The following is an 18991-nucleotide window of genomic DNA, read 5'->3' as shown; positions in this document are numbered from 1 at the left end:
CGCAGCCCCACGCACCGCAAATGCAAGACGCCTGTGGTAGTATCAGGCGACTTCAAAACGCGACACTCCCCATGGACTCAGTTACGCAAGCGGTACTAGGCGCAAGTGTTACCGGTGTGATGCTGGGGCGCTTTCACGGTCGCAAAGCCTATGTGACCGGCGCCGTTCTGGCCACCCTGCCCGATCTCGACGTTATTATTGATTACGGCAATCCCATTGCCAACATGATCTATCACCGTGGGTTTTCCCATTCGGTGTTTGTCCTTACCCTGTTTTCCTTATTGCTGACCTGGCTGTTCCGGCTTTGGCCGCCAACGCATCAATACAGCAAAGGACGCCTGTTTTTAACCCTCTGGTTAATCTTCATGACGCACGTCCTTCTGGATGCGCTCACCAGCTACGGCACCCAACTGTTCTGGCCCTGGCACCCCACCCCCACCAGTGTGTCCAGCATATTTATTATCGACCCTTTCTTTACGCTGCCCCTGCTGATTGCCGCTGTTGCGGGCATTGCAGCGGGCGCACGACCCGGTGTGCAGCGTTTCAATGGCTGGGTTCTGGGTTATTGCGCGCTTTATTTAGCAGTGTCAGTGGTCGCCAAAAACGTCACTGAAGCCCGCGTGCGCGCCGAATTCGCAGAATCGAACATTGAAATCACCGACATGTTCTCAACACCCGCGCCCTTCAATATTCTGCTTTGGCGCGTAATGGCAAAAACCCCCGATGATCATTACTATGAGGTGATTACGGGCTTTCTTGACGACAAGCCCGGGGAGCGAATTCGTTTACCGCTGAATAGCAAGCCCGCCCACGCGTTAACGGACAATCCAATGCTTGATGGTTTACGCTGGTTCAGTGGCGATTGGTTGCGTTACGATGAAATTGACAACCAACTTGTTGCCACTGACTTACGCATGGGCCTGGGCACCGGCTATTACTCCTTCCGCTTCAAAGTCGCGCAGCGCGACCCGGTTACCGGGCAATGGCGCACCACCCCGCCGGAAAGATGGCGTTCAGAGCGCGGCGTTGATGCACTGGGTAACGTTCTTACCCGCATCATTCATCAGAGTCCACCCTTGCCCCTAGCCAGTTGGGAAACACGCATGACGCGCTGAAGCAAAGGATGTGCATCACTGCGACGGTGGCGAATGGCATAAATATCCTCGTGCACGCCAGTGCATTGCCCCAAACGGCGTAGCCGGGGTAACAGATCCCAATCCGACGCCCCCAACCTGCTTGTTGGAAATACGCCCATTCCTTTCGAGCCAAACACGGCCATTAAAGCACTGTCTTCGAACTCGCCCACAACGTTGGGTTTAATGGCGCATGCATCGAACCAACGATCCAGCGACAAACGCAACATCGAGTGCCGAGTCGGCAACAAAACGGGAAGCGTGGCCAGAATCTCGGGGAATGCCTGTTGTGCCTCTTTACCAACCCATTTCCTGGGGCCAAACCAATCAATCTCACTGGAAGCAATCCGGTCGGACAACAAGCGCAGATTAGGGTTCGGTGGCGCAGGCTGACTGGCCAACACGACATCAAGCCGATATTGGGCCAGCTCAGACAGCAACGCCTCCAACTCTCCCTCATGGCATAAAAGCTGCAGGCCACTTTCTTCCAAAACGGGTTGCAACAAGGTGTGGGCCGCCAACTTTGACAACCCGTCAGAAAGACCCACGGAAAAGCGCATAACCGGACGCGAAGCTATCTGTGCAACCTCATCTTGCAGTACTTTACCCAACTGAAAGATTTCATCGGCACGAATCAGCGCACGCCGGCCGGCATCGGTTAAAACCACACCGCGACCATCCGGCTTGAGCAATTCATGCCCCAAATCCTTTTCCAGCGCCCGTACTTGCGCAGACACGGTCTGCACCGCTATTCCCAGGCGACTCGCCGCACGTGCAAAGCCCCCTTCCTTACCCACAATCCAAAAATAATAAAGATGGCGATAATTCATTTGAACGACCTGTGCCGTCTAAGCCAAAACTTCGTTTTTTTCGAAGTATTAGTCAGTTTATTCAGTATTTATATATATTAAAAGAAAAGGCATGATAGCGTCGTTCCAACATTGACCATTTATACGGAATCGCATTGCCATGAATGGATTTGATTTTCTGTTTCTCACCGTCGCAGGTGTACCGGCGTGGACCTGGGTCGTTTTTTTCGTTGTTGTAATTGCATTGCTGGCATTCGACCTGGGCGTGCTTCATAAAGAGGAACGCGAAATCGGCATCCGTGAGAGCCTTTTTCTTTCCGCCGGCTACATTTTGGCTGCCGTCATGTTCGGCGGCTGGGTTTGGTGGTTCTTCGGACCTGAAGACGGCATGCATTACTACACCGGGTTTCTTATCGAAAAATCCCTGTCGATGGACAATATTTTTGTCATTGCGCTGATCTTCACGTTTTTCGCCATTCCACGCAAATATCAACACCGCGTTCTGTTCTGGGGCATTATGGGCGTGATCGTACTGCGTGCCATCATGATTGGGGTGGGCGCAGGCCTGATTCACGAATTCGAATGGATACTCTACGTATTCGGCGCTTTCCTGGTGTTTACCGGCGTCAAAATGTGGTTTATGGTCGACCACACCCCCGACATTTCCAAAAACCTGTTGCTGAAAATTCTAAAGCGTTACATCCCGTTCACTGACGGTTTGCGCGGCAATGCTTTCTGGGTGAAAGAAGCCGACCCACAATCGGGTCGCGTAATGCGAAAAGCCACGCCCCTGTTTTTGGCGCTGATTCTGGTGGAATTCACCGACGTCGTATTCGCAGTTGACTCCATTCCAGCCATTTTCGCTATCACGACCGATCCATTTATTGTTTACACCAGCAATATTTTCGCTATTCTGGGGCTGCGCGCACTGTATTTCGCCCTAGCCGCAATCATTCACCGTTTCCATTATTTGAAATACGCGCTGGCCTTGATTTTGGTGTTCATCGGCGGCAAGGTGTTCCTGGTCAACATAATCGGCAAGGTCCCCCCCTCCGTCTCGTTGGGCGTCACAATAACGCTTCTTGCCGGCGGGGTTATCTTGTCGTTGTATAAAACGGCGGGGACTAAAACCCAGGCATAAGAATGCGGTACGATCTCGCTGATCATCATCACGAGAACGTACCATGCGCGCATTTGTTGTTTGCTTCGCCACGGCTGCAGCGTTGTTGCTTACCGGATGCAACAACGCCGCCACTTCCACGTCTCAATCGCAAGCGCCCATCGTCAAGCCATGGGTATTGGAAACAGACAACCAATCGTCAATCAGCTTGTCCGGCATCGTCCGTGCGCGTACCGAATCTCCCCTGGCTTTTCAAATAGCCGGCCGGATTGCCAAGCGTTTCGTAGATGCCGGGCAAACCGTTACCCAGGGGCAACCCTTGCTCGCGCTGGACCCTCGCGACTTTCAGGAACGCGTTCAGGGTGCCCAGGCCGATTTAGCCGCCGCGAACGCTGCCTTGCGAATTGCGCAGGCAGATCTGACTCGACACCAGGAATTATTGCGACACAACGCTGTAAGTAAACAAGCGGCCGAGCAGGCGGAATTAATGCTGCGCGAAGCACGTGCGCGACGCGAAGTGGCGCAAACACAACTGAGTCAGGCAAAAAATGCGTTGGATTACGCGCAACTCAATGCACCAGCCAACGGCGTATTAATTGAAGTCAGCGCAGACGAAGGGCAAGTCGTGGCGTCGGGCTATACCGTGGCCCGCCTGGCCCACGCCGGCAAGCGAGAAGTCGAAGTGTATTTCCCCGAAAGCACGACACCGCCTGAAAAGGGCGCGCTGCTGCTTAACGAACAATCGCTTGCGTTATCGCTGCGGGAAACCGCCGGCGCGGTCGACCCGCAAAGCCGCACACTACGTGCGCGCTACGCCCTCGTTGAACAAGATAGCAATAATTCTGACCTGCAGTTAGGCAGTGTGGTGCGTACCCGATTTAGCGCCCCCCCATCAAATGAAACGTCTTTTGTCGTGCCGCTGGGCGCAATCAACGAGCGGGGTAACGGCCCCCACGTGTGGCGGATTCAAGATGGAAAAGTCAACCCGGTACCCGTCTCCATCATCAGCATTGAAACGGAAACCGCCCACGTAAAAGGGTCGCTTGAAAGCGGCGAACAGATTGTTGCCGTCGGCACACACCTGCTGCAAAACGACATGTCCGTTCGGGTGCAAGACGAATGAGCTTTCCAAACCTGTCGGCGCTGGCGGTTAAGGAACGCGCCATTACCCTGTTTTTTCTCATTCTGGCGGTTATTGCAGGCATCTATGCTTTTTTGTCATTGGGCCGCGCCGAAGACCCTCCCTTCACGGTCCGGGCGCTCGTGGTGTCGGCCAACTGGCCCGGCGCCACGCCACAGGAAATGCAAGAACAGGTGGCGAACCGACTGGAAAAACGCATTCAGGAAGTGCCCCACCTGCACGAAATTGAAACCACCGTGCGCCCCGGGCAGGCCAACCTGCTGGTGGAATTTCAAGACAACACACCCAAAGAAATCGTACCGGACCTGTTTTACGAAGTGCGCAAACGCATGCAGGAAGAGGCCGGCAGCCTGCCTGAAGGCGTCATCGGCCCCATTGTGAATGATGACTTTGCCGACGTTTACTTCAACCTGATTGCCGTGACTGCGCCAGGCCTGCCCATGCGCCTGGTGACACGAGACGCGGAAAACATTCGCGACCGTATCCACCAAGTGCCGGGCGTGCGTAAAGCGCTGATACTAGGCGAACGCAGCGAACGTGTGTTCATCGAGTTCGATCCGATACGCTTGAATAACCTGGGGCTCTCGCCCACGGCAATTTTCGAAGCCATCGACGCGAATAACCGGCTGGTGCCGGCCGGGCGCATTGAAACCGAGGGGCCGCGTTTGTACTTGCGCCTGGACAGCGACCTGTCTGAGCCGGAAGAACTCGCGAACGTTCCATTACGTATTGGCGAGCGCCTGATTCGTCTGGCCGACATCGCCACGGTTCACCGGGGCTACGAAGACCCGCCCAGTTACCTGGTTCGTTCCAAAGGGCAAGACGCTGTTTTAATTGGTGTTGTCATGGAAAGCGGCGCCAACGGCCTGGAACTGGGTGAACGGCTGGAAAATTTTATAGAAGAAGAACGTGCTCGTTTACCGCTCGGGATGTCGCTGAATGTGTTAACCAATCAGGCCGACGCGATTGCCGGCGCAGTGAATCTGTTTCAAATCAAATTTTTTATCGCTGTGGCTGTCGTTGTTGCCGTCAGCATGCTCGCCATCGGCTTACGTGCAGGCCTTATCGTCGGCATTGCCGTGCCCGTTACGCTGGGCATTACCTTTTTGATCATGCTTATGATGCGTATCAATCTGGATCGCGTGACCTTGGGTGCCCTGATTCTGGCTCTGGGTTTATTGGTAGACGACGCGATTATCTCGGTTGAAATGATGCTGGTAAAAATGGAGGAAGGATGGGACCGCGTTAAAGCGGCGGCGCATGCCTGGACAGTGACCGCTGCGCCTATGCTGTTCGGCACGCTGGTCACCGTTGCCGGCTTCATACCGATTGGTTTTGCGCAGTCGGCCGTAGGCGAATACACGGGCAACATTTTCTGGGTACTGGGCATTTCGCTCATCGTATCGTGGCTGGTTGCCGTCATTTTCGTCCCGTACCTGGGCGTTAAGATGTTGCCGGCCCAACACAAGACCCATCAGGGCCAAGACCCGGCGCAATCACACCATCAACCCTATCAGTCTTCACGATATCAACGCTTGCGTTCACTCATAACCTGGTGTGTCGTGCACCGCAAAACCGTTGTGTTTATCACGATTGGACTACTGCTTTTGGCTATTGCAGGCATGGCCACCGTAGTACAGAAGCAATTCTTTCCCACGTCCGACCGGCCCGAGGTGCTGATTAGCGTTTACATGCCGCCAGGTACCAGTATCGAGGCCACGGACCGCACCGTTCAAAAGCTTGAGGCATTGTTATCACCCATGGAGGAAATTGAATCGTTGTCGGCCTACATTGGTGCAGGCGCCCCGCGATTCTTCATTTCCGCCAGCCCCGAAATGCCCGACCCCGGATTTGCTAAATTGATTGCTGTGGCAACGGACGCACAAGCACGCGACCGAGTCATCGACCAGGTGAACCAGGCCATTGATCGCGGCCGTTTCCCCGAGGCCCGGATACGCGCAACGGGCTTGTTGTATGGCCCGCCTGTTACTTGGCCGGTTGCCTTTCGTATCTTGGGGCCTAATCCAGATACGCTGCGCGACATTGCCTACGATATCCGCAACGTAATGGAGCAAAACCCGCACGTTCGCGGCGCCCACCTCGACTGGAATGAACGTGCTCCCATTCTGCATCTGAACATGAATAAAGAGCGTCTGCGCCTACTGGGCATGACGCCGCTCGACGTTTCGCGCCAGCTTCAATTCCAACTGGAAGGCATCACCGTCACCCAGCTGCGCCAGGACATTCGCAGTGTAAATGTCGTCGCGCGCATGGCGGGATTGAGCCACGATGCGCGCAGCAATGCCGACATACTGAGTCGCATTGAAATTGTCACGCCAGAAGGGCGCAAGCTGCCCTTTTCACAATTGGGGAAGATAGAAACCCGCTTTGAAGAACCCGTCATTAAAAGACACAATCGCGAACGCGTGCTGATGGTGCAGGGCGATGTTGAAGGCGCGCAACCCAATGACGTTAGCCTGGCCTTGTGGGACAACCTTAAAACGTTACGCAGCAACCTGCCCCCGGGATATCATCTGGAGCTGGCCGGCTCGGTTGAAGAGTCGACCAAAGGTGAGTCCTCCATACAAAAAATGCAACCCATTATGTTTGCAGTGATGTTGATTTTCATCATGCTGCAAATGCGTTCGTTCTCCGGCACCTTCATGGTCATCGCCACCGCCCCTCTTGGGCTTATCGGCGCAGTACTGGCTTTACTGATGTTCCAGCAGCCTTTTGGCTTTGTCGCCCTGCTTGGGCTCACCGGTCTGGCAGGCATTCTCATGCGCAATACACTGATTCTTACGCAACAGGTAGCCGACAACTTCGAAGCCGGCATGAGTCAATTTGAAGGCGTTGTAGAAGCGGCCGTACAACGTGCGCGCCCGGTCATACTCACCGCATTGGCCGCGGTATTTGCATTTGTGCCGTTAACCCTGGACACCTTCTGGGGCCCACTTGCCTTCGTACTCATTGGAGGGGTAGCCGTAGGCACCGCTATTACTCTATTATTTGTACCAGCCCTTTACGGGCTTTGGTTCCGAATCAAACCACAGGAGAACGAATGAACTTAACCAGGCGCCCGTTACTTCTTACCCTTACCGCATTTGTGCTGTTACTGGCCGGGTTAGCGTTATCAGCCGGCGGGCTCTGGCTTTTCATACTGGGCGACACCCCACTTTATATCGCTTTTGGGTTGGCATTAATGCTGGTCGCCATCCTGCTGTTCAAGCAAAAAGCCCTGGCTTTTTTCTGGTACGCCGTGCTGCTGGGCGGCTTGCTATGGTGGTCCATTCAAGAACAAGGGTTCGATTGGTGGCCACTGGCCGCAAGGGTCGGGCTGTTTTTCGTGGTGGGTCTGTGGTTGCTGGTGCCATGGGTTAACCGGTCGCTGCAAGGCGCACCAGGGCTAAACAAAGGCTTGTTGTGGCTGGCGTTGCTAGGCACACTGGTTGTGTCCGCCGCCAGCTGGATCAACGACCCGCATCGCATCGATGGCACGCTTGCCATGCGCACCACCCCCGACACCTATCGCGCGCCCAACGTCCCCAAAGAAGAGTGGCATGCCTATGGCCGTACCGGCTTCGGTCAGCGTTATTCACCGCTGGAACAAATTACACCGGAGAACATCGGGCAGTTGGAAGTGGCCTGGCACTATAAAACAGGCGATATGCGTGGCCAACCAGGCGACCCGGTTGAAACCACCTTCCAGGTCACGCCCCTGAACGTGGGCAACCGTTTGTTCCTGTGCACCCCGCACCAGAACGTGATTGCACTGGATGCCACTTCGGGTGACGAGCTCTGGCGTTTCGACCCGGAAATCGAAGGCGATATGGCCTTGCAACACCTTACCTGCCGCGGCGTTTCGTATCAGGCCGAAGTGGATAAAACCGCACTGGAAGGGTTTTCTGACAACTGTAATTCACGTTTATTCATGCCCACTTCCGATGGCCGCATCATTGCGCTGAACCCTGAAAACGGCGAGGTCTGCTCTGCCTTCGGGAAAGGCAACGGTGAAATTGACCTTTGGAACAACATGCCCAACAAACGCGTGGGCGGCTATTACTCAACTTCGCCGGCAGTGGTCACCGAAGACCTGCTGATTGTGGGTGGCACCGTACTCGACAATGTTTCCACCAGCGAACCCTCGGGCGTTATTCGTGCATTCAATGTCAATACCGGTGAATTAGTCTGGAACTGGGATGCCGCCAACCCCGAACAAACCGAACCGATAGCACCAGGCGAAACCTATACGCCGAATTCGCCCAACAGCTGGAGCATCAGCAGTGTCGACGAAGAGTTTGGGCTAATTTACGTTCCCATGGGCAACCAGCCACCCGACCAGTGGGGTGGTAACCGCAGCCCCGAAGTCGAGAAATATTCCACCTCGATTGTCGCACTGGAGCTGGATACCGGCCGGGTTCGCTGGCATTACCAAACCGTGCATCACGACTTGTGGGATTACGATGTTCCCTCGCAGCCCAGTTTGCTCGACCTGACGGTTAACGGCGAAACCGTGCCCGCCCTGGTTCAACCCACCAAACAAGGTGAGCTTTTTGTTCTGAACCGGCTAACCGGCGAGCCCATTTTGCCGGTGAAGGAAGAGCCCGCCCCCCAAGGCGCTGTGCTGGGTGACTTCACGGCGCCCACCCAACCTGTTTCGAAACTGTCGTTCAACCCACCGGAACTGACGGGTGCTGATATGTGGGGCGCAACTTTGTTCGACCAGTTAGCTTGCCGCATTCAGTTCCATCGTTATCGTTACGACGGCCGGTTCACCCCGCCTTCGCTGGAAGGGTCTCTTATTTACCCGGGCAATTTTGGCGTGTTCAATTGGGGCAGTATCGCGGTTGATCCTCAACGCCAGGTTGCGTTCACCACCCCAACGTACCTTGCGTTTGTCTCACAACTTATCCCCCGTAAAGACGACACTTCACTGGTAGTCCACAACACACCACCGGAGCACGGTTTACCCGCACTGAACGAAAACTTTGGCGCGCCCTACGCGGTTAAGCTCTTTCCCTTCTTGTCGTTGCTGGGCATACCGTGCCAGGCCCCACCATGGGGTTATGTGGCCGGTGCCGACCTGGCTACCGGCGAGATTGTCTGGAAACACAAAAACGGCACCGTTGTCGACAGCTCACCGTTGTCGCTTCCCTTCAAAATGGGCGTTCCCAACCTCGGAGGCCCGCTCATGACAGCGGGCGGTGTCGCTTTCCTTTCGGGCACTATCGATAATTACGTACGCGGATACGATGTTTCTACCGGCAAACAACTGTGGAAGCAGCGCTTGCCCGCAGGTGGTCAGGCTACACCCATGAGTTTCATGGGTAAAAACGGCAAGCAGTATCTGGTGGTCGTTGCTGGCGGCCATGGTTCACTGGACACCACTGCAGGTGATGATGTCATTGCATATACGTTGCCCTAATTCTTAAAGGAGTCGAACGATGTCAGACCATCCCATTCAACAGCTTGTTGACGACCATCGCTATATTCTGATGGTTGTAAATCATTTAAATAGCCTTGCGCCTGGTATTGCCGGCTCTGAACCCGTTAATGCGTCCGTCCTGCGACAAGCCGTTCAATTCATGCGTGAATTTGCCGACCACTGCCATCACGGCAAAGAGGAAGACCTGCTCTTTCCCGCACTGGTCGACGCCAATGTCCCGGAGAGCGGGTGCCCAATTGGCGGGCTAAAAGGCGAACACATTAAAGGCCGAAAACTGGTAGGGCAACTTGAAGAAGGCATTGATTTTCTGGATACAGACGAAGCGAAAGCGCGCCAGACCATTTGCGAAGCTATTCACGGCATTGCCCTGCTCTACCCCGACCACATTTGGAAAGAAGACGCTATGGTGTTCCCCATGGCGGAACGCCTATTAAGCGATGCACAAGTCAATGCGCTGAAAGTGGGCTTTGCAGAGGTCGAGCGAATCCACGCCCACCACCATCAGCACCATATGCAATTTGCCCTGAGCCTGCAAACAGCCTAATCCGCAATAACGGTTAAAATACAACCCGCCCATGCATGCAACACATGGGCTTTTTCATGTGCGAAATATGACAAAAAAAAGAAATGTCATAATTTGCGCTGTATGCTTAAACGCTGTTTTCCTTAACCCAGAACAAGCCCCAGTTTACCCATGAAGCTCCAAAACGTGAACGACCTGCAACAAGGTACCAAACGCAGCCGACGCGAGTTCTTCCGCTACGGACTGGCACTACTGTTTGTTGCCGGAATCATGATTTACTCTTCTCTGGGCTTGGGCATCACCGGGCAACAAGGCATCTTGCTGGTGGTTGCCGCCATGATTGGTGGCTACATGGCCATGAATATTGGCGCCAACGATGTCGCCAACAATGTCGGTCCGGCCGTGGGGTCGCAATCGATCTCCATGGGGTGGGCCATTGTCATTGCGGCCATATTCGAAATGGCCGGCGCCATCATCGCAGGGGGCGACGTCATTTCCACGGTACGCGGTGACATTATCGACATGTCGTACGTACCCGACAGTGATCATTTCATCGCACTCATGACGGCGGCGCTACTTGCCGGCGCACTCTGGCTGAACCTGGCGACCGCGCTCGGCGCCCCGGTCTCCACCACCCATTCTATTGTGGGTGCCGTTTTGGGCGCCGGCCTGGCTGCCGGTGGTTTCGCCGCCGCCAACTGGCCTGTTATGGGAAAAATCGCCGCCAGCTGGGTCATCTCACCCGTCATGGGTGGGCTTATTGCCGCCGGCTTCCTGCTATGGATTAAACGCGCCATCACCTACAAAACCGACATGGTGGAAGCCGCCCGCCGCACGGTGCCCATCCTGATCGGTGTGATGGCGTTTTCTTTCACAACTTACCTGATGCTGAAAGGGTTAAGTAAAGTCTGGAAGGTGGATTTTTTCACTGCAGCCGGAATCGGCCTTGCCATGGGCCTGGTCTTCTGGCTGCTTATGCGTAAATTACTTACGCGTCGAGCCGGTCAGCTTAACAACACCAAAAAAGCCATCAACTCGCTGTTCATTATCCCGTTAATTTTCGCGGCCGCATTGTTAAGCTTCGCTCACGGCGCCAACGATGTCGCTAACGCCATCGGCCCGTTGGCCGCCATTGCCGACACCGTCATGCGCGGCGGCGTATCCGACCAGGCCGGTATTCCATTATGGGTATTGTTAATCGGCGCATTCGGTATCGCGCTTGGCTTGGCGCTATATGGCCCCAAACTGATTCGTACCGTAGGCGGCGAAATTACCGACCTCGACCAAATGCGCGCGTTTTCAGTGGCCATGGCTGCCGCCATTACCGTTATTATCGCTTCGCAGTTGGGCCTGCCGGTCAGCTCCACCCATATTGCCATTGGTGGCATTTTTGGCGTGGGTTTCCTGCGTGAACGTTTGAAGTCAAACTATTCACGCATGCTGGAAGAAATAAAGCACCACCACTCCGGTACCGACAAGGAAATTGTTGAAGCCTTCCTCGACCGCTTTGCAGCCGCCGACGTTGCCACCAAACAAACCATGCTGAAAGAGCTGAAAGCCCATGAAGCCGACATCGAACTGAGCAAAAAAGAATATAAGAAAATTCGCAAGGTTTACAAAAATGAACTGGTGAAGCGTACTGCGGTGACCAAAATTGTGGCCGCCTGGATTATCACCGTGCCCGCATCAGCGCTACTGGCCGCCATTATTTACTGGTTGATGGCGTCGTTGTTGTAAGGGGCGCCATTATTCGTTTTCTTGAATGCTAATAAAGAGGGCCTCACGCGTTCATGAGGCCCTCTTTATATACAACGCTTTTAGCAGGCGACTAGCGAATCAAATCCGGTAACCATAAAACCAGCCCTGGAAACGCAATAATAATACCGGCAACCACAAACATAGACAGCACAAACGGGAATACGCCGGCAAAAATATCCATAAGTTTCAAATCAGGGCTGGCAGACTTCACCGTAAAGACATTAATACCCACCGGCGGCGTGATTAAACCGACTTCAATCAAAATCATCACAAGCACACCGAACCAAATCAAATTCACGCCTTGATCTACAAGGGCAGGAATAAACATGGGCACGATAAGCACCAGGATCCCCAAAGACTCAAAAATCATACCCAGTACCACGACGAAAAGGCCAATGATTAAAATTAAAGCCAAGCCACTTAAGTTCAAGGTATCAACTAAATTCACCAGAATAAAAGGTAACCCGGTAAGGTTGATAAACTGCGCAAAAACCATAGCGCAAGCGGCAATCAGAAAAATAGCCGCCGTAATAGATGCTGCGACACTAAAAGTGTCCACATACTCACGCCAACGACGCATATAGCCACGCTGAATAGCAATCAGCCAAGCGCCGGCCGCCCCTACACTGGCCGCTTCAGTGGGCGTAAACACCCCCACATAAATACCGCCCAACACAATAATGAACAACAGTAAAAACGCCCCACCTTTTTTGAAGACGCCAATCTTGTCAGTCGTTGACATCGGCTCTCCCAAAGGAGCCAACTGGGGTCGGAAAAAAATCCAAATGCGAATAGCCAACAAAAAAACCAAGATCAATAACAAGCCCGGCACCACTCCCGCTGCAAACATCAAACCAATATCTTCGCGCGCAAAAATACAATAAATCACCATGGGAATACTAGGCGGAATCAGAATGCCCAGTGTCCCACCTGCCGCGACGGAACCTGCGGAAATACTATCTTTATAGCCATGACGCCGCATCGGCGGCATAGAGACTTTGGTCATTGAAGCCGCCGCAGCAACTGAGCTACCACAGACAGCTGAAAACGCGCCACAGGCCAAAATGGTTGCCATTGCCAGCCCACCTCGGAAACGCCCCACCATAACGTTGCCAATCGCGTATAACTCATCTGCCACATTGGAGCGACGAATCAGTTCGCCCATTAAAATAAATAAAGGCACCACGACCAGATTCGGGTTAACAAACAGTTCCGCCACCTGTTGGCCGGCCATTGTGAAGGCAGCGCCAAAATCACGCATTAAACCGAACCCAACAATGCCAACAATAAGCGAAGCATAGGCAAGTGGAATACCTGTGAAACTAAGCGCAATTAACGCGCAAAAACCAATAATGGCTAAATACATATCAACCCTACTCTGGATGTCGTAGAACTTGGGTGATCAACTGGACCAGAAATGCCATAAAACACAATATGCCACAGGCAAGAAACACCCAGCCCACCTGGAATTCCAGAAGAAAAGACAGCTCGCGATCGTGGATTTTTTTTACCGCATAAAACGTCACCAGCGAGGCTACGGAAAAAATTCCCAACACATTTATCCATGCAAGCCACGCCCTGTGAAACCGTGGAAGAATGCAGGAAAGATAATCACTGAATATATCGACGCTGATATGGCATTTATCACGCACTGCTGTCACCAACCCTGCACCAATCACAATAGCAAGCGCAAAATTAACGAGTTCCGCCGCCCCGAAGATGGATCGATTAAACAGCTGACGAAAGAAGACATCGGCGTCAGTCATGACAACCATGAAAACCAACAAAAAGACCGAAACAATACTGGCCAACTTGAATAAAAATTTGGCAAAAGCCATGACCGGCTCCTTAAGAGCGATGAGGGTCAACTTTCAAAAGCTGACCCTCGACATCTATCATTTTTTTGTAATGCCAGACTCTTTCATAAAGTCATCCAACATCGCATCCATATCGACACCCACTTGCATGCCGATTTCGCGCATAGCCTCAAACTGCGGCTCAGCGGCTTTCTGAAGTTCAGCATAAAAAGACGCATCGGCAGGAATCACTTTGACGCCATTATCTTTCATTTCTTTCAAAGCGATTTGCATTTCGTTATAACTGGCTGCACCGCCCATTGCAGCCAGCTTTTCGCCCGAAACAGACATAATCGCTTCACGATTTTTTTCGCTTAGTGCATTCCACTTATCCTTGTTGACAAAGATTGAAAAGCTGGTTGATGTGATTGCGCGGGGGAACCAGGTAAACGATTTAGTATAAGGCCCTGCCTTGTAATCACGGGCAATCTCAGGCGCAATACCGGTATAGCCCGACACGATTTTTCGCGAAACCATTTCTCCAACCTGCACAGCGGGTGTTGCAACCGGGCTTGATCCTAACTCTTTCAACAAGTCAGCAGGCGGCCCAGGCAAAGCCCACATCTTGCGCGACTTCAACTCTTCAACATTGTTGATGGGTGTATCGGTAAGGCTGGCCATTTGGCCTCCGGCATTGTGGAAAAGCCCCAGCAAATGCGCATCGGGAAACGGTGCTTTGGGTTCAATGTGTTTTTTGTACACACGCCATAAGGCAACTGATGCGTTCTCTGATTCATCGACTAACCAGGGCAGCATAGTAGCTTGCAATAAAGGCGCCTTGTTCTTAATAAAGATATTGGCCATAAAAGCAATATCGAACACGCCCGAATTAACTGCCTCCAACTGCTCTGGTGGCGGAGCCATGTTACCCGCCGTAAACTGAATGGCAACTTCGCCGTTGGTTGCTTTTTCAACTTCTTGCGCCCACTGCCTGGCTACTTCGTGGAAATTATTCGACCGCGGCACAAAAACATTAAACAAAAGGGTTGTTTTGGCTTGCACCGGAGCGATATTCAGGGCCAGGCCCATTACCATTAAGCCCGCTATTTTCTTAAGCATGTTTTATCTCCTCACATACCACTAGTTATTTATAGGATTTACGCGATTCCATGTTGAGTAATAAGCGCTCACGCAAACACGCCCACACCCCAAATTTCAAGCCCTCCCCAAAGGGAATGGCGAGCGATCCGCCGACAACATAAGTTCCCTTGCCAGCACCTCAAACATCTGGCTGCGCAGCGTTGCATAGGCAGGATCTTGGGCCAGATTGTTTAACTCATCGGGGTCGTTCTCAAGGTCATACAACTCAACCCAATTGCCTTCGTCATATACCGTTAAGCGATACAGATCCGTTACGACAGTACGAGCGCGGACAGGATGATCCAGGGCAAAGGTAGGCGCATGACCATCTTCTTCGATTAAAACCGCACTGCGCAATCCGGGATGGTCTTCCTGCACAACGGGCAACAAATCCACCCCTTGAATACCGTAGTAAGGCGCCAATCCCGCCCGCGACAAAATGGTTGTCGAAATATCAAGCGTGCTGGCCAGCGCGCAGGTCGTACTACCGCGGTTTTGCATTTTCACGCCTGATGGTTCGGTCCAAATAAAAGGAACCCGAATTAAACTTTGATAATGCAAGGCAGACTTCAGCAGCAACCCATGACTACCCATGAAATCACCATGATCGCTGGTAAAAATCACGATCGTATCCTGATCCAGACCCAATGCTTCAAGCTTCTTTAGAATTCGGCCAACGGTGTCATCAATCATGGTGATCATGCCGTACGTTAAAGCCAGCGATTCCTTAGCCTCACGCTCGGTCGCCGCAAATCCCACTGTCGACGTCTTACGCGCGCAGCCACCCTCTCGCTGAGCATGCAGGGATTTAACCGGATCAAAACATTGGTTGTAATCAGCATAGAATGAGCGCGGCAAAATAATGTCTTCTGGGTCATACATATCCCAATACTTGCCCGGTGGCGTAAAGGGATGATGAGGATCAGCAAAAGAGCAATGCAAAAAGAAGGGCTGCGCGTCTTTAGCCGCCAGTTCTATGAAGTCCTCAGCCCGATCACCCGTCCAGGCAGTAGGATACTGATGTTCAGGAACACGGGTACGCCACGCCTGAGGCGCCGAATAACGTTCGTCCTTTAAGGCGTTTTTCTGGCCCCGAACTCGATCGATGTCTCCAACCTGGTCCGCCAGCCAGCGCGCATAATCCCCCTCAACTAAATCACCATGCATAGTGGCCAGGTCAATATGATCAAAGCCGTAGTATGGCGCCTGCACCCGGTGCGAAGCATCTTCGCGCCAACGCCGCAACAACTCCATGTCATAGCCGCCCTCCCACCAACGATTTTTCATCGCATCTTCCAATCCGGCAGGTGGCGCAGATTTACCTTCAGGCAGCACCGGCGCCGGCATCTCAGGCGGCATATCTGTCATGTTTTGCAAATGGCACTTACCAACCAGGCCCGTCTTATAGCCTGCAGCCCGCAACACATCAACGAAAGTTGTCGCGCTACGAGAAAGCGGGATCCCGTTACAACGCGTGTCATGCAACGAAGGAAGCCGCCCGGTCATCAGCGAAGCCCGATTCGGCATGCAAACACCCGATGCCACATAGAAGCGGTCGAAACGTCTTCCCTGTTGCGCCAACTTATCAATGACTGGCGTACGTAACTGCGTATTGCCATAGCAGCCCACGTGATCAGCACATTGCTGATCAGTCGTTATGAGCAAAAAGTTTGGTTTACGCATAATTGCCTCAACGGAATAGCAAGCCACCCGTTGTGTGCAATGTCTGACCTGTAATCCAGCGACTTTCGTCGCTGATCAGGAAAGATGCCACACCGACAATATCGTCAGTATCAGCAATACGCTTTAACGATTGCGACTTCATAATACCGTTCAGTTGTTCTTGAGTGAACGTGGCACGCGGCACGTTAGTTTCTGTAAAACCAGGAGACAACGTATTGACCCGGATATTGTCGCCGCCCAATTCACGGGCCATCGCGTGCGTCATACCATACACCGCCGCCTTACTTGCAACGTAATGCATATAGCCGTCTTTACCCATCCAGACTGCGTCGGAACCAATGTTCACAACGCTGGCCGCCTCGGCCGCCCGCAAATAGGGCAGCAAGGCACCCACCAACATCCACGGCCCTTTCACGTTAACGGCCATGACTTTGTCCCACTCAGCCGAATCGATTTCCCAAAACGGTTTCAGCTGAATCGTTGAAAAGACAGCAGCGTTGTTGATCAGGCCATGAATTCTGGGAAACGCTTGCCCCAACTCTTGACCAACGCGCTTAACATCTTGCTCATTGGAAACGTCCAGCACTTTTCCTTCTGCCTGATGACCTTTGGAACGCAAGTCCTCAACCGCCGCGGCTAATGGCTCCGCCTTCAGGTCTACTAAAACCACCTGCGCGCCTTCCTGCGCCAAACGGTCTGCGTACGCCTTGCCAATTCCCTGTGCCGCACCCGTGATCACCACGGTTTTACCGTTTAATTTGCCTGTTGTCATGTTCTCTCCTGATCCTTTTCTAACAATAGCGCCACGCTTAGGCCATGCGGAATGGGTCGCGCGTTGCACCACTTAACTCAACCCACACAGACTTGGTTTCCATAAAGTCCAGAATGGACTCGACACCATTCTCTCGACCCAGGCCGCTGGCGCCAAAGCCGCCAAAAGGCACGCTGGGCGAAACCGCACGATAGGAATTGATCCACACTGTACCGGTACGCAACTTACTCGCCACGCGATGGGCGCGCTGAATATTCATCGTCCACACTGAACCGGCAAGACCATATTCAGTGTCGTTTGCCAACGCAATTGCCTCTTCTTCGGTGTCAAATGGAATAACGCATAACACCGGACCGAAGATTTCTTCTTTCACCACTCGCATATCAGAAGTCACATCTGTAATGACGGTGGGCTTCACAAACCATCCGTGTTTGTCTGTATCAACGCCGCCGGTAACAACTTTGGCACCTTCCGAGTCGGCACTTTTCAAGAACTCACTAATACGATCAAATTGAGGCTTGTTTGAAATGGGGCCCATTTCCGTATCGTCGGCCTGGGGATCACCCATCTTGATCGTTTTGGCGCGTGCCACGACACGATCAACCACATCTTTCACCATGCTGCGATGTATGATGAGGCGTGACCCAGCCATGCAGGTTTGCCCCCCGGCTGCGAAAATTCCGGCAATCACACCATTGGCAACCGCTTCCGGATCGGAATCCTCGAACACGACTTGCGGCGACTTTCCACCCAACTCCAGCACAACACCATTCAACTGACTACCCGCTGCTTGAGCCACCGCACGTCCTGTTGCCGTCGAACCCGTAAACACCACCTTGCCGACGCCCGGATGGCCAGCCAAATGTGCGCCCAATTGGCGATCTAAACCGGTAACCACATTAAACACACCGTCAGGGATACCGGCTTCTTTAACCAATTTACCGAAAGCCAACGTCGAGGCAGGCGCATGCTCCGAAGGTTTGATAACGAACGTACACCCCGCAGCCAGAGCAGGTGCCAGTTTCATCGCCATTAGCATCATGGGGGCATTCCAGGGCGTAATTGCAGCCACCACCCCAACGGGATGACGTTGGGTATAAACAAAGAAATTGTTTTTGTCGGTTGGAATCGTTTTGCCTTCCAGCTTGTCTGCCAAACCGGAGAAGTAGTTGAACCACTCAGGCAAGTACTTCAACTGAAAAATCATTTCACGGTAGAGCTTGCCCGAATCACGCACTTCCATACGGGCCAGATACTCGGCATTCTCATCAATCAATTCGCCAAGCCGGCGAATGAGTTTTGCGCGCTGGAAACCAGACATACTTCCCCACGGTCCTTCCATGGCTTTACGTGCGGCCTCCACGGCAAGATCAACATCTTCCGTGCCGGCATCTGGCACTTCGGCCCAGTTTTCGGTCGTGTATGGGTTAGCGGTAAGGAATGTTTTACCGGATTTGGCAGCAACATATTCGCCATTAATGTAAAGCTGAAAACGCTCGAGCTCATTGGAAGCGGCAGCTTTAGCTTGACTGTCAGACATCGTTGTCTCCATATAGGTGGTCTGTAGAATTGACATTTGTCGATAGAGTGAAGTCTACGTACGCAGACATAAAAAATCGATTGAAAAATTGGCAGTAAGGCATATCTAGAGGTAATATCCAAACTAACCC

General features: G+C 52.9%; 14 protein-coding genes. 7 read left to right on the top strand and 7 right to left on the bottom strand.

The genetic code is table 11. The features are described from left to right. Positions 1-71 precede the first annotated feature (71 nt). The gene (locus G9Q38_RS06310; protein WP_166128995.1) at positions 72-1115 is read left to right on the top strand and encodes a metal-dependent hydrolase; all 1044 of its coding nucleotides are present in this window, start codon (positions 72-74) and stop codon (positions 1113-1115) included. Here the strand turns inward: G9Q38_RS06310 and G9Q38_RS06305 are convergent. Then, positions 1064-1963 (bottom strand): LysR family transcriptional regulator, encoded by a 900-nt coding sequence (locus G9Q38_RS06305; protein WP_166128992.1) that lies wholly within the window; start codon positions 1961-1963, stop codon positions 1064-1066. The genes G9Q38_RS06310 and G9Q38_RS06305 overlap by 52 nt on opposite strands. Positions 1964-2102: 139 nt before the next feature. On the opposite strand from G9Q38_RS06305, the gene G9Q38_RS06300 reads away from it, so the two are divergent. From G9Q38_RS06300 to G9Q38_RS06275, 6 genes are all read left to right on the top strand, one after another. Continuing rightward, positions 2103-3083 carry a TerC family protein gene (locus G9Q38_RS06300; RefSeq protein ID WP_166128989.1) on the top strand — a complete coding sequence of 327 codons (981 nt, stop codon included), beginning with the start codon at positions 2103-2105 and terminating at the stop codon, positions 3081-3083. Between the two features lie 43 nt (positions 3084-3126). Further along, on the top strand, positions 3127-4185 hold the full coding sequence (locus G9Q38_RS06295) for an efflux RND transporter periplasmic adaptor subunit (RefSeq protein WP_166128986.1): 1059 nt from the start codon (positions 3127-3129) through the stop codon (positions 4183-4185). Continuing rightward, positions 4182-7268: an efflux RND transporter permease subunit gene (locus G9Q38_RS06290; protein ID WP_166128985.1), complete on the top strand. Its 3087-nt coding sequence runs from the start codon at positions 4182-4184 to the stop codon at positions 7266-7268. Before G9Q38_RS06295 ends, G9Q38_RS06290 begins: the two co-directional genes overlap by 4 nt. Then, positions 7265-9628 carry a glucose/quinate/shikimate family membrane-bound PQQ-dependent dehydrogenase gene (locus tag G9Q38_RS06285; protein ID WP_166128982.1) on the top strand — a complete coding sequence of 788 codons (2364 nt, stop codon included), beginning with the start codon at positions 7265-7267 and terminating at the stop codon, positions 9626-9628. Before G9Q38_RS06290 ends, G9Q38_RS06285 begins: the two co-directional genes overlap by 4 nt. 19 nt (positions 9629-9647) lie before the next feature. Then, on the top strand, positions 9648-10193 hold the full coding sequence (locus tag G9Q38_RS06280; RefSeq protein ID WP_166128979.1) for a hemerythrin domain-containing protein: 546 nt from the start codon (positions 9648-9650) through the stop codon (positions 10191-10193). A gap of 150 nt (positions 10194-10343) precedes the next feature. Next, positions 10344-11909 carry an inorganic phosphate transporter gene (locus G9Q38_RS06275; protein ID WP_166128976.1) on the top strand — a complete coding sequence of 522 codons (1566 nt, stop codon included), beginning with the start codon at positions 10344-10346 and terminating at the stop codon, positions 11907-11909. A 91-nt stretch (positions 11910-12000) separates the two neighbouring features. On the opposite strand, the gene G9Q38_RS06270 is transcribed toward G9Q38_RS06275, so the two are convergent. From G9Q38_RS06270 to G9Q38_RS06245, 6 genes are all read right to left on the bottom strand, one after another. Next, positions 12001-13296, bottom strand: a complete 1296-nt coding sequence (locus G9Q38_RS06270; RefSeq protein WP_166128974.1) for a TRAP transporter large permease — start codon at positions 13294-13296, stop codon at positions 12001-12003. A gap of 7 nt (positions 13297-13303) precedes the next feature. Next, positions 13304-13768 carry a TRAP transporter small permease gene (locus tag G9Q38_RS06265; protein WP_166128971.1) on the bottom strand — a complete coding sequence of 155 codons (465 nt, stop codon included), beginning with the start codon at positions 13766-13768 and terminating at the stop codon, positions 13304-13306. 57 nt (positions 13769-13825) lie between these two features. Continuing rightward, positions 13826-14845 carry a TRAP transporter substrate-binding protein DctP gene (gene dctP / locus G9Q38_RS06260; RefSeq protein ID WP_166128969.1) on the bottom strand — a complete coding sequence of 340 codons (1020 nt, stop codon included), beginning with the start codon at positions 14843-14845 and terminating at the stop codon, positions 13826-13828. Between the two features lie 96 nt (positions 14846-14941). After that, positions 14942-16549, bottom strand: coding sequence for a sulfatase family protein (locus G9Q38_RS06255; RefSeq protein ID WP_166128966.1), 1608 nt, complete (start codon positions 16547-16549; stop codon positions 14942-14944). A 7-nt stretch (positions 16550-16556) separates the two neighbouring features. Then, complete coding sequence (locus tag G9Q38_RS06250; RefSeq protein WP_166128963.1) at positions 16557-17321, bottom strand: SDR family NAD(P)-dependent oxidoreductase; 765 nt, start codon at positions 17319-17321, stop codon at positions 16557-16559. Between the two features lie 37 nt (positions 17322-17358). Then, positions 17359-18861: an aldehyde dehydrogenase gene (locus tag G9Q38_RS06245; protein WP_166128961.1), complete on the bottom strand. Its 1503-nt coding sequence runs from the start codon at positions 18859-18861 to the stop codon at positions 17359-17361. Positions 18862-18991 lie beyond the last annotated feature (130 nt).

Origin of the sequence: Pusillimonas sp. DMV24BSW_D, assembly GCF_011388195.1 — a bacterium.
Classification (GTDB): Bacteria; Pseudomonadota; Gammaproteobacteria; order Burkholderiales; family Burkholderiaceae_B; genus Neopusillimonas; species Neopusillimonas aestuarii.
The sequence above is the reverse complement of the archived record's forward strand: the minus strand, read 5'-3'. Positions and strand labels throughout refer to the sequence as shown.

Excerpts from the sequence above, each read along its gene's own strand:
- G9Q38_RS06310 (WP_166128995.1), top strand. The coding sequence starts at position 72 with ATGGACTCAGTTACGCAAGCGGTACTAGGCGCAAGTGTTACCGGTGTG.
- G9Q38_RS06305 (WP_166128992.1), bottom strand. The coding sequence starts at position 1,963 with ATGAATTATCGCCATCTTTATTATTTTTGGATTGTGGGTAAGGAAGGG.
- G9Q38_RS06300 (WP_166128989.1), top strand. The coding sequence starts at position 2,103 with ATGAATGGATTTGATTTTCTGTTTCTCACCGTCGCAGGTGTACCGGCG.
- G9Q38_RS06295 (WP_166128986.1), top strand. The coding sequence starts at position 3,127 with ATGCGCGCATTTGTTGTTTGCTTCGCCACGGCTGCAGCGTTGTTGCTT.
- G9Q38_RS06290 (WP_166128985.1), top strand. The coding sequence starts at position 4,182 with ATGAGCTTTCCAAACCTGTCGGCGCTGGCGGTTAAGGAACGCGCCATT.
- G9Q38_RS06285 (WP_166128982.1), top strand. The coding sequence starts at position 7,265 with ATGAACTTAACCAGGCGCCCGTTACTTCTTACCCTTACCGCATTTGTG.
- G9Q38_RS06280 (WP_166128979.1), top strand. The coding sequence starts at position 9,648 with ATGTCAGACCATCCCATTCAACAGCTTGTTGACGACCATCGCTATATT.
- G9Q38_RS06275 (WP_166128976.1), top strand. The coding sequence starts at position 10,344 with ATGAAGCTCCAAAACGTGAACGACCTGCAACAAGGTACCAAACGCAGC.
- G9Q38_RS06270 (WP_166128974.1), bottom strand. The coding sequence starts at position 13,296 with ATGTATTTAGCCATTATTGGTTTTTGCGCGTTAATTGCGCTTAGTTTC.
- G9Q38_RS06265 (WP_166128971.1), bottom strand. The coding sequence starts at position 13,768 with ATGGCTTTTGCCAAATTTTTATTCAAGTTGGCCAGTATTGTTTCGGTC.
- dctP (WP_166128969.1), bottom strand. The coding sequence starts at position 14,845 with ATGCTTAAGAAAATAGCGGGCTTAATGGTAATGGGCCTGGCCCTGAAT.
- G9Q38_RS06255 (WP_166128966.1), bottom strand. The coding sequence starts at position 16,549 with ATGCGTAAACCAAACTTTTTGCTCATAACGACTGATCAGCAATGTGCT.
- G9Q38_RS06250 (WP_166128963.1), bottom strand. The coding sequence starts at position 17,321 with ATGACAACAGGCAAATTAAACGGTAAAACCGTGGTGATCACGGGTGCG.
- G9Q38_RS06245 (WP_166128961.1), bottom strand. The coding sequence starts at position 18,861 with ATGTCTGACAGTCAAGCTAAAGCTGCCGCTTCCAATGAGCTCGAGCGT.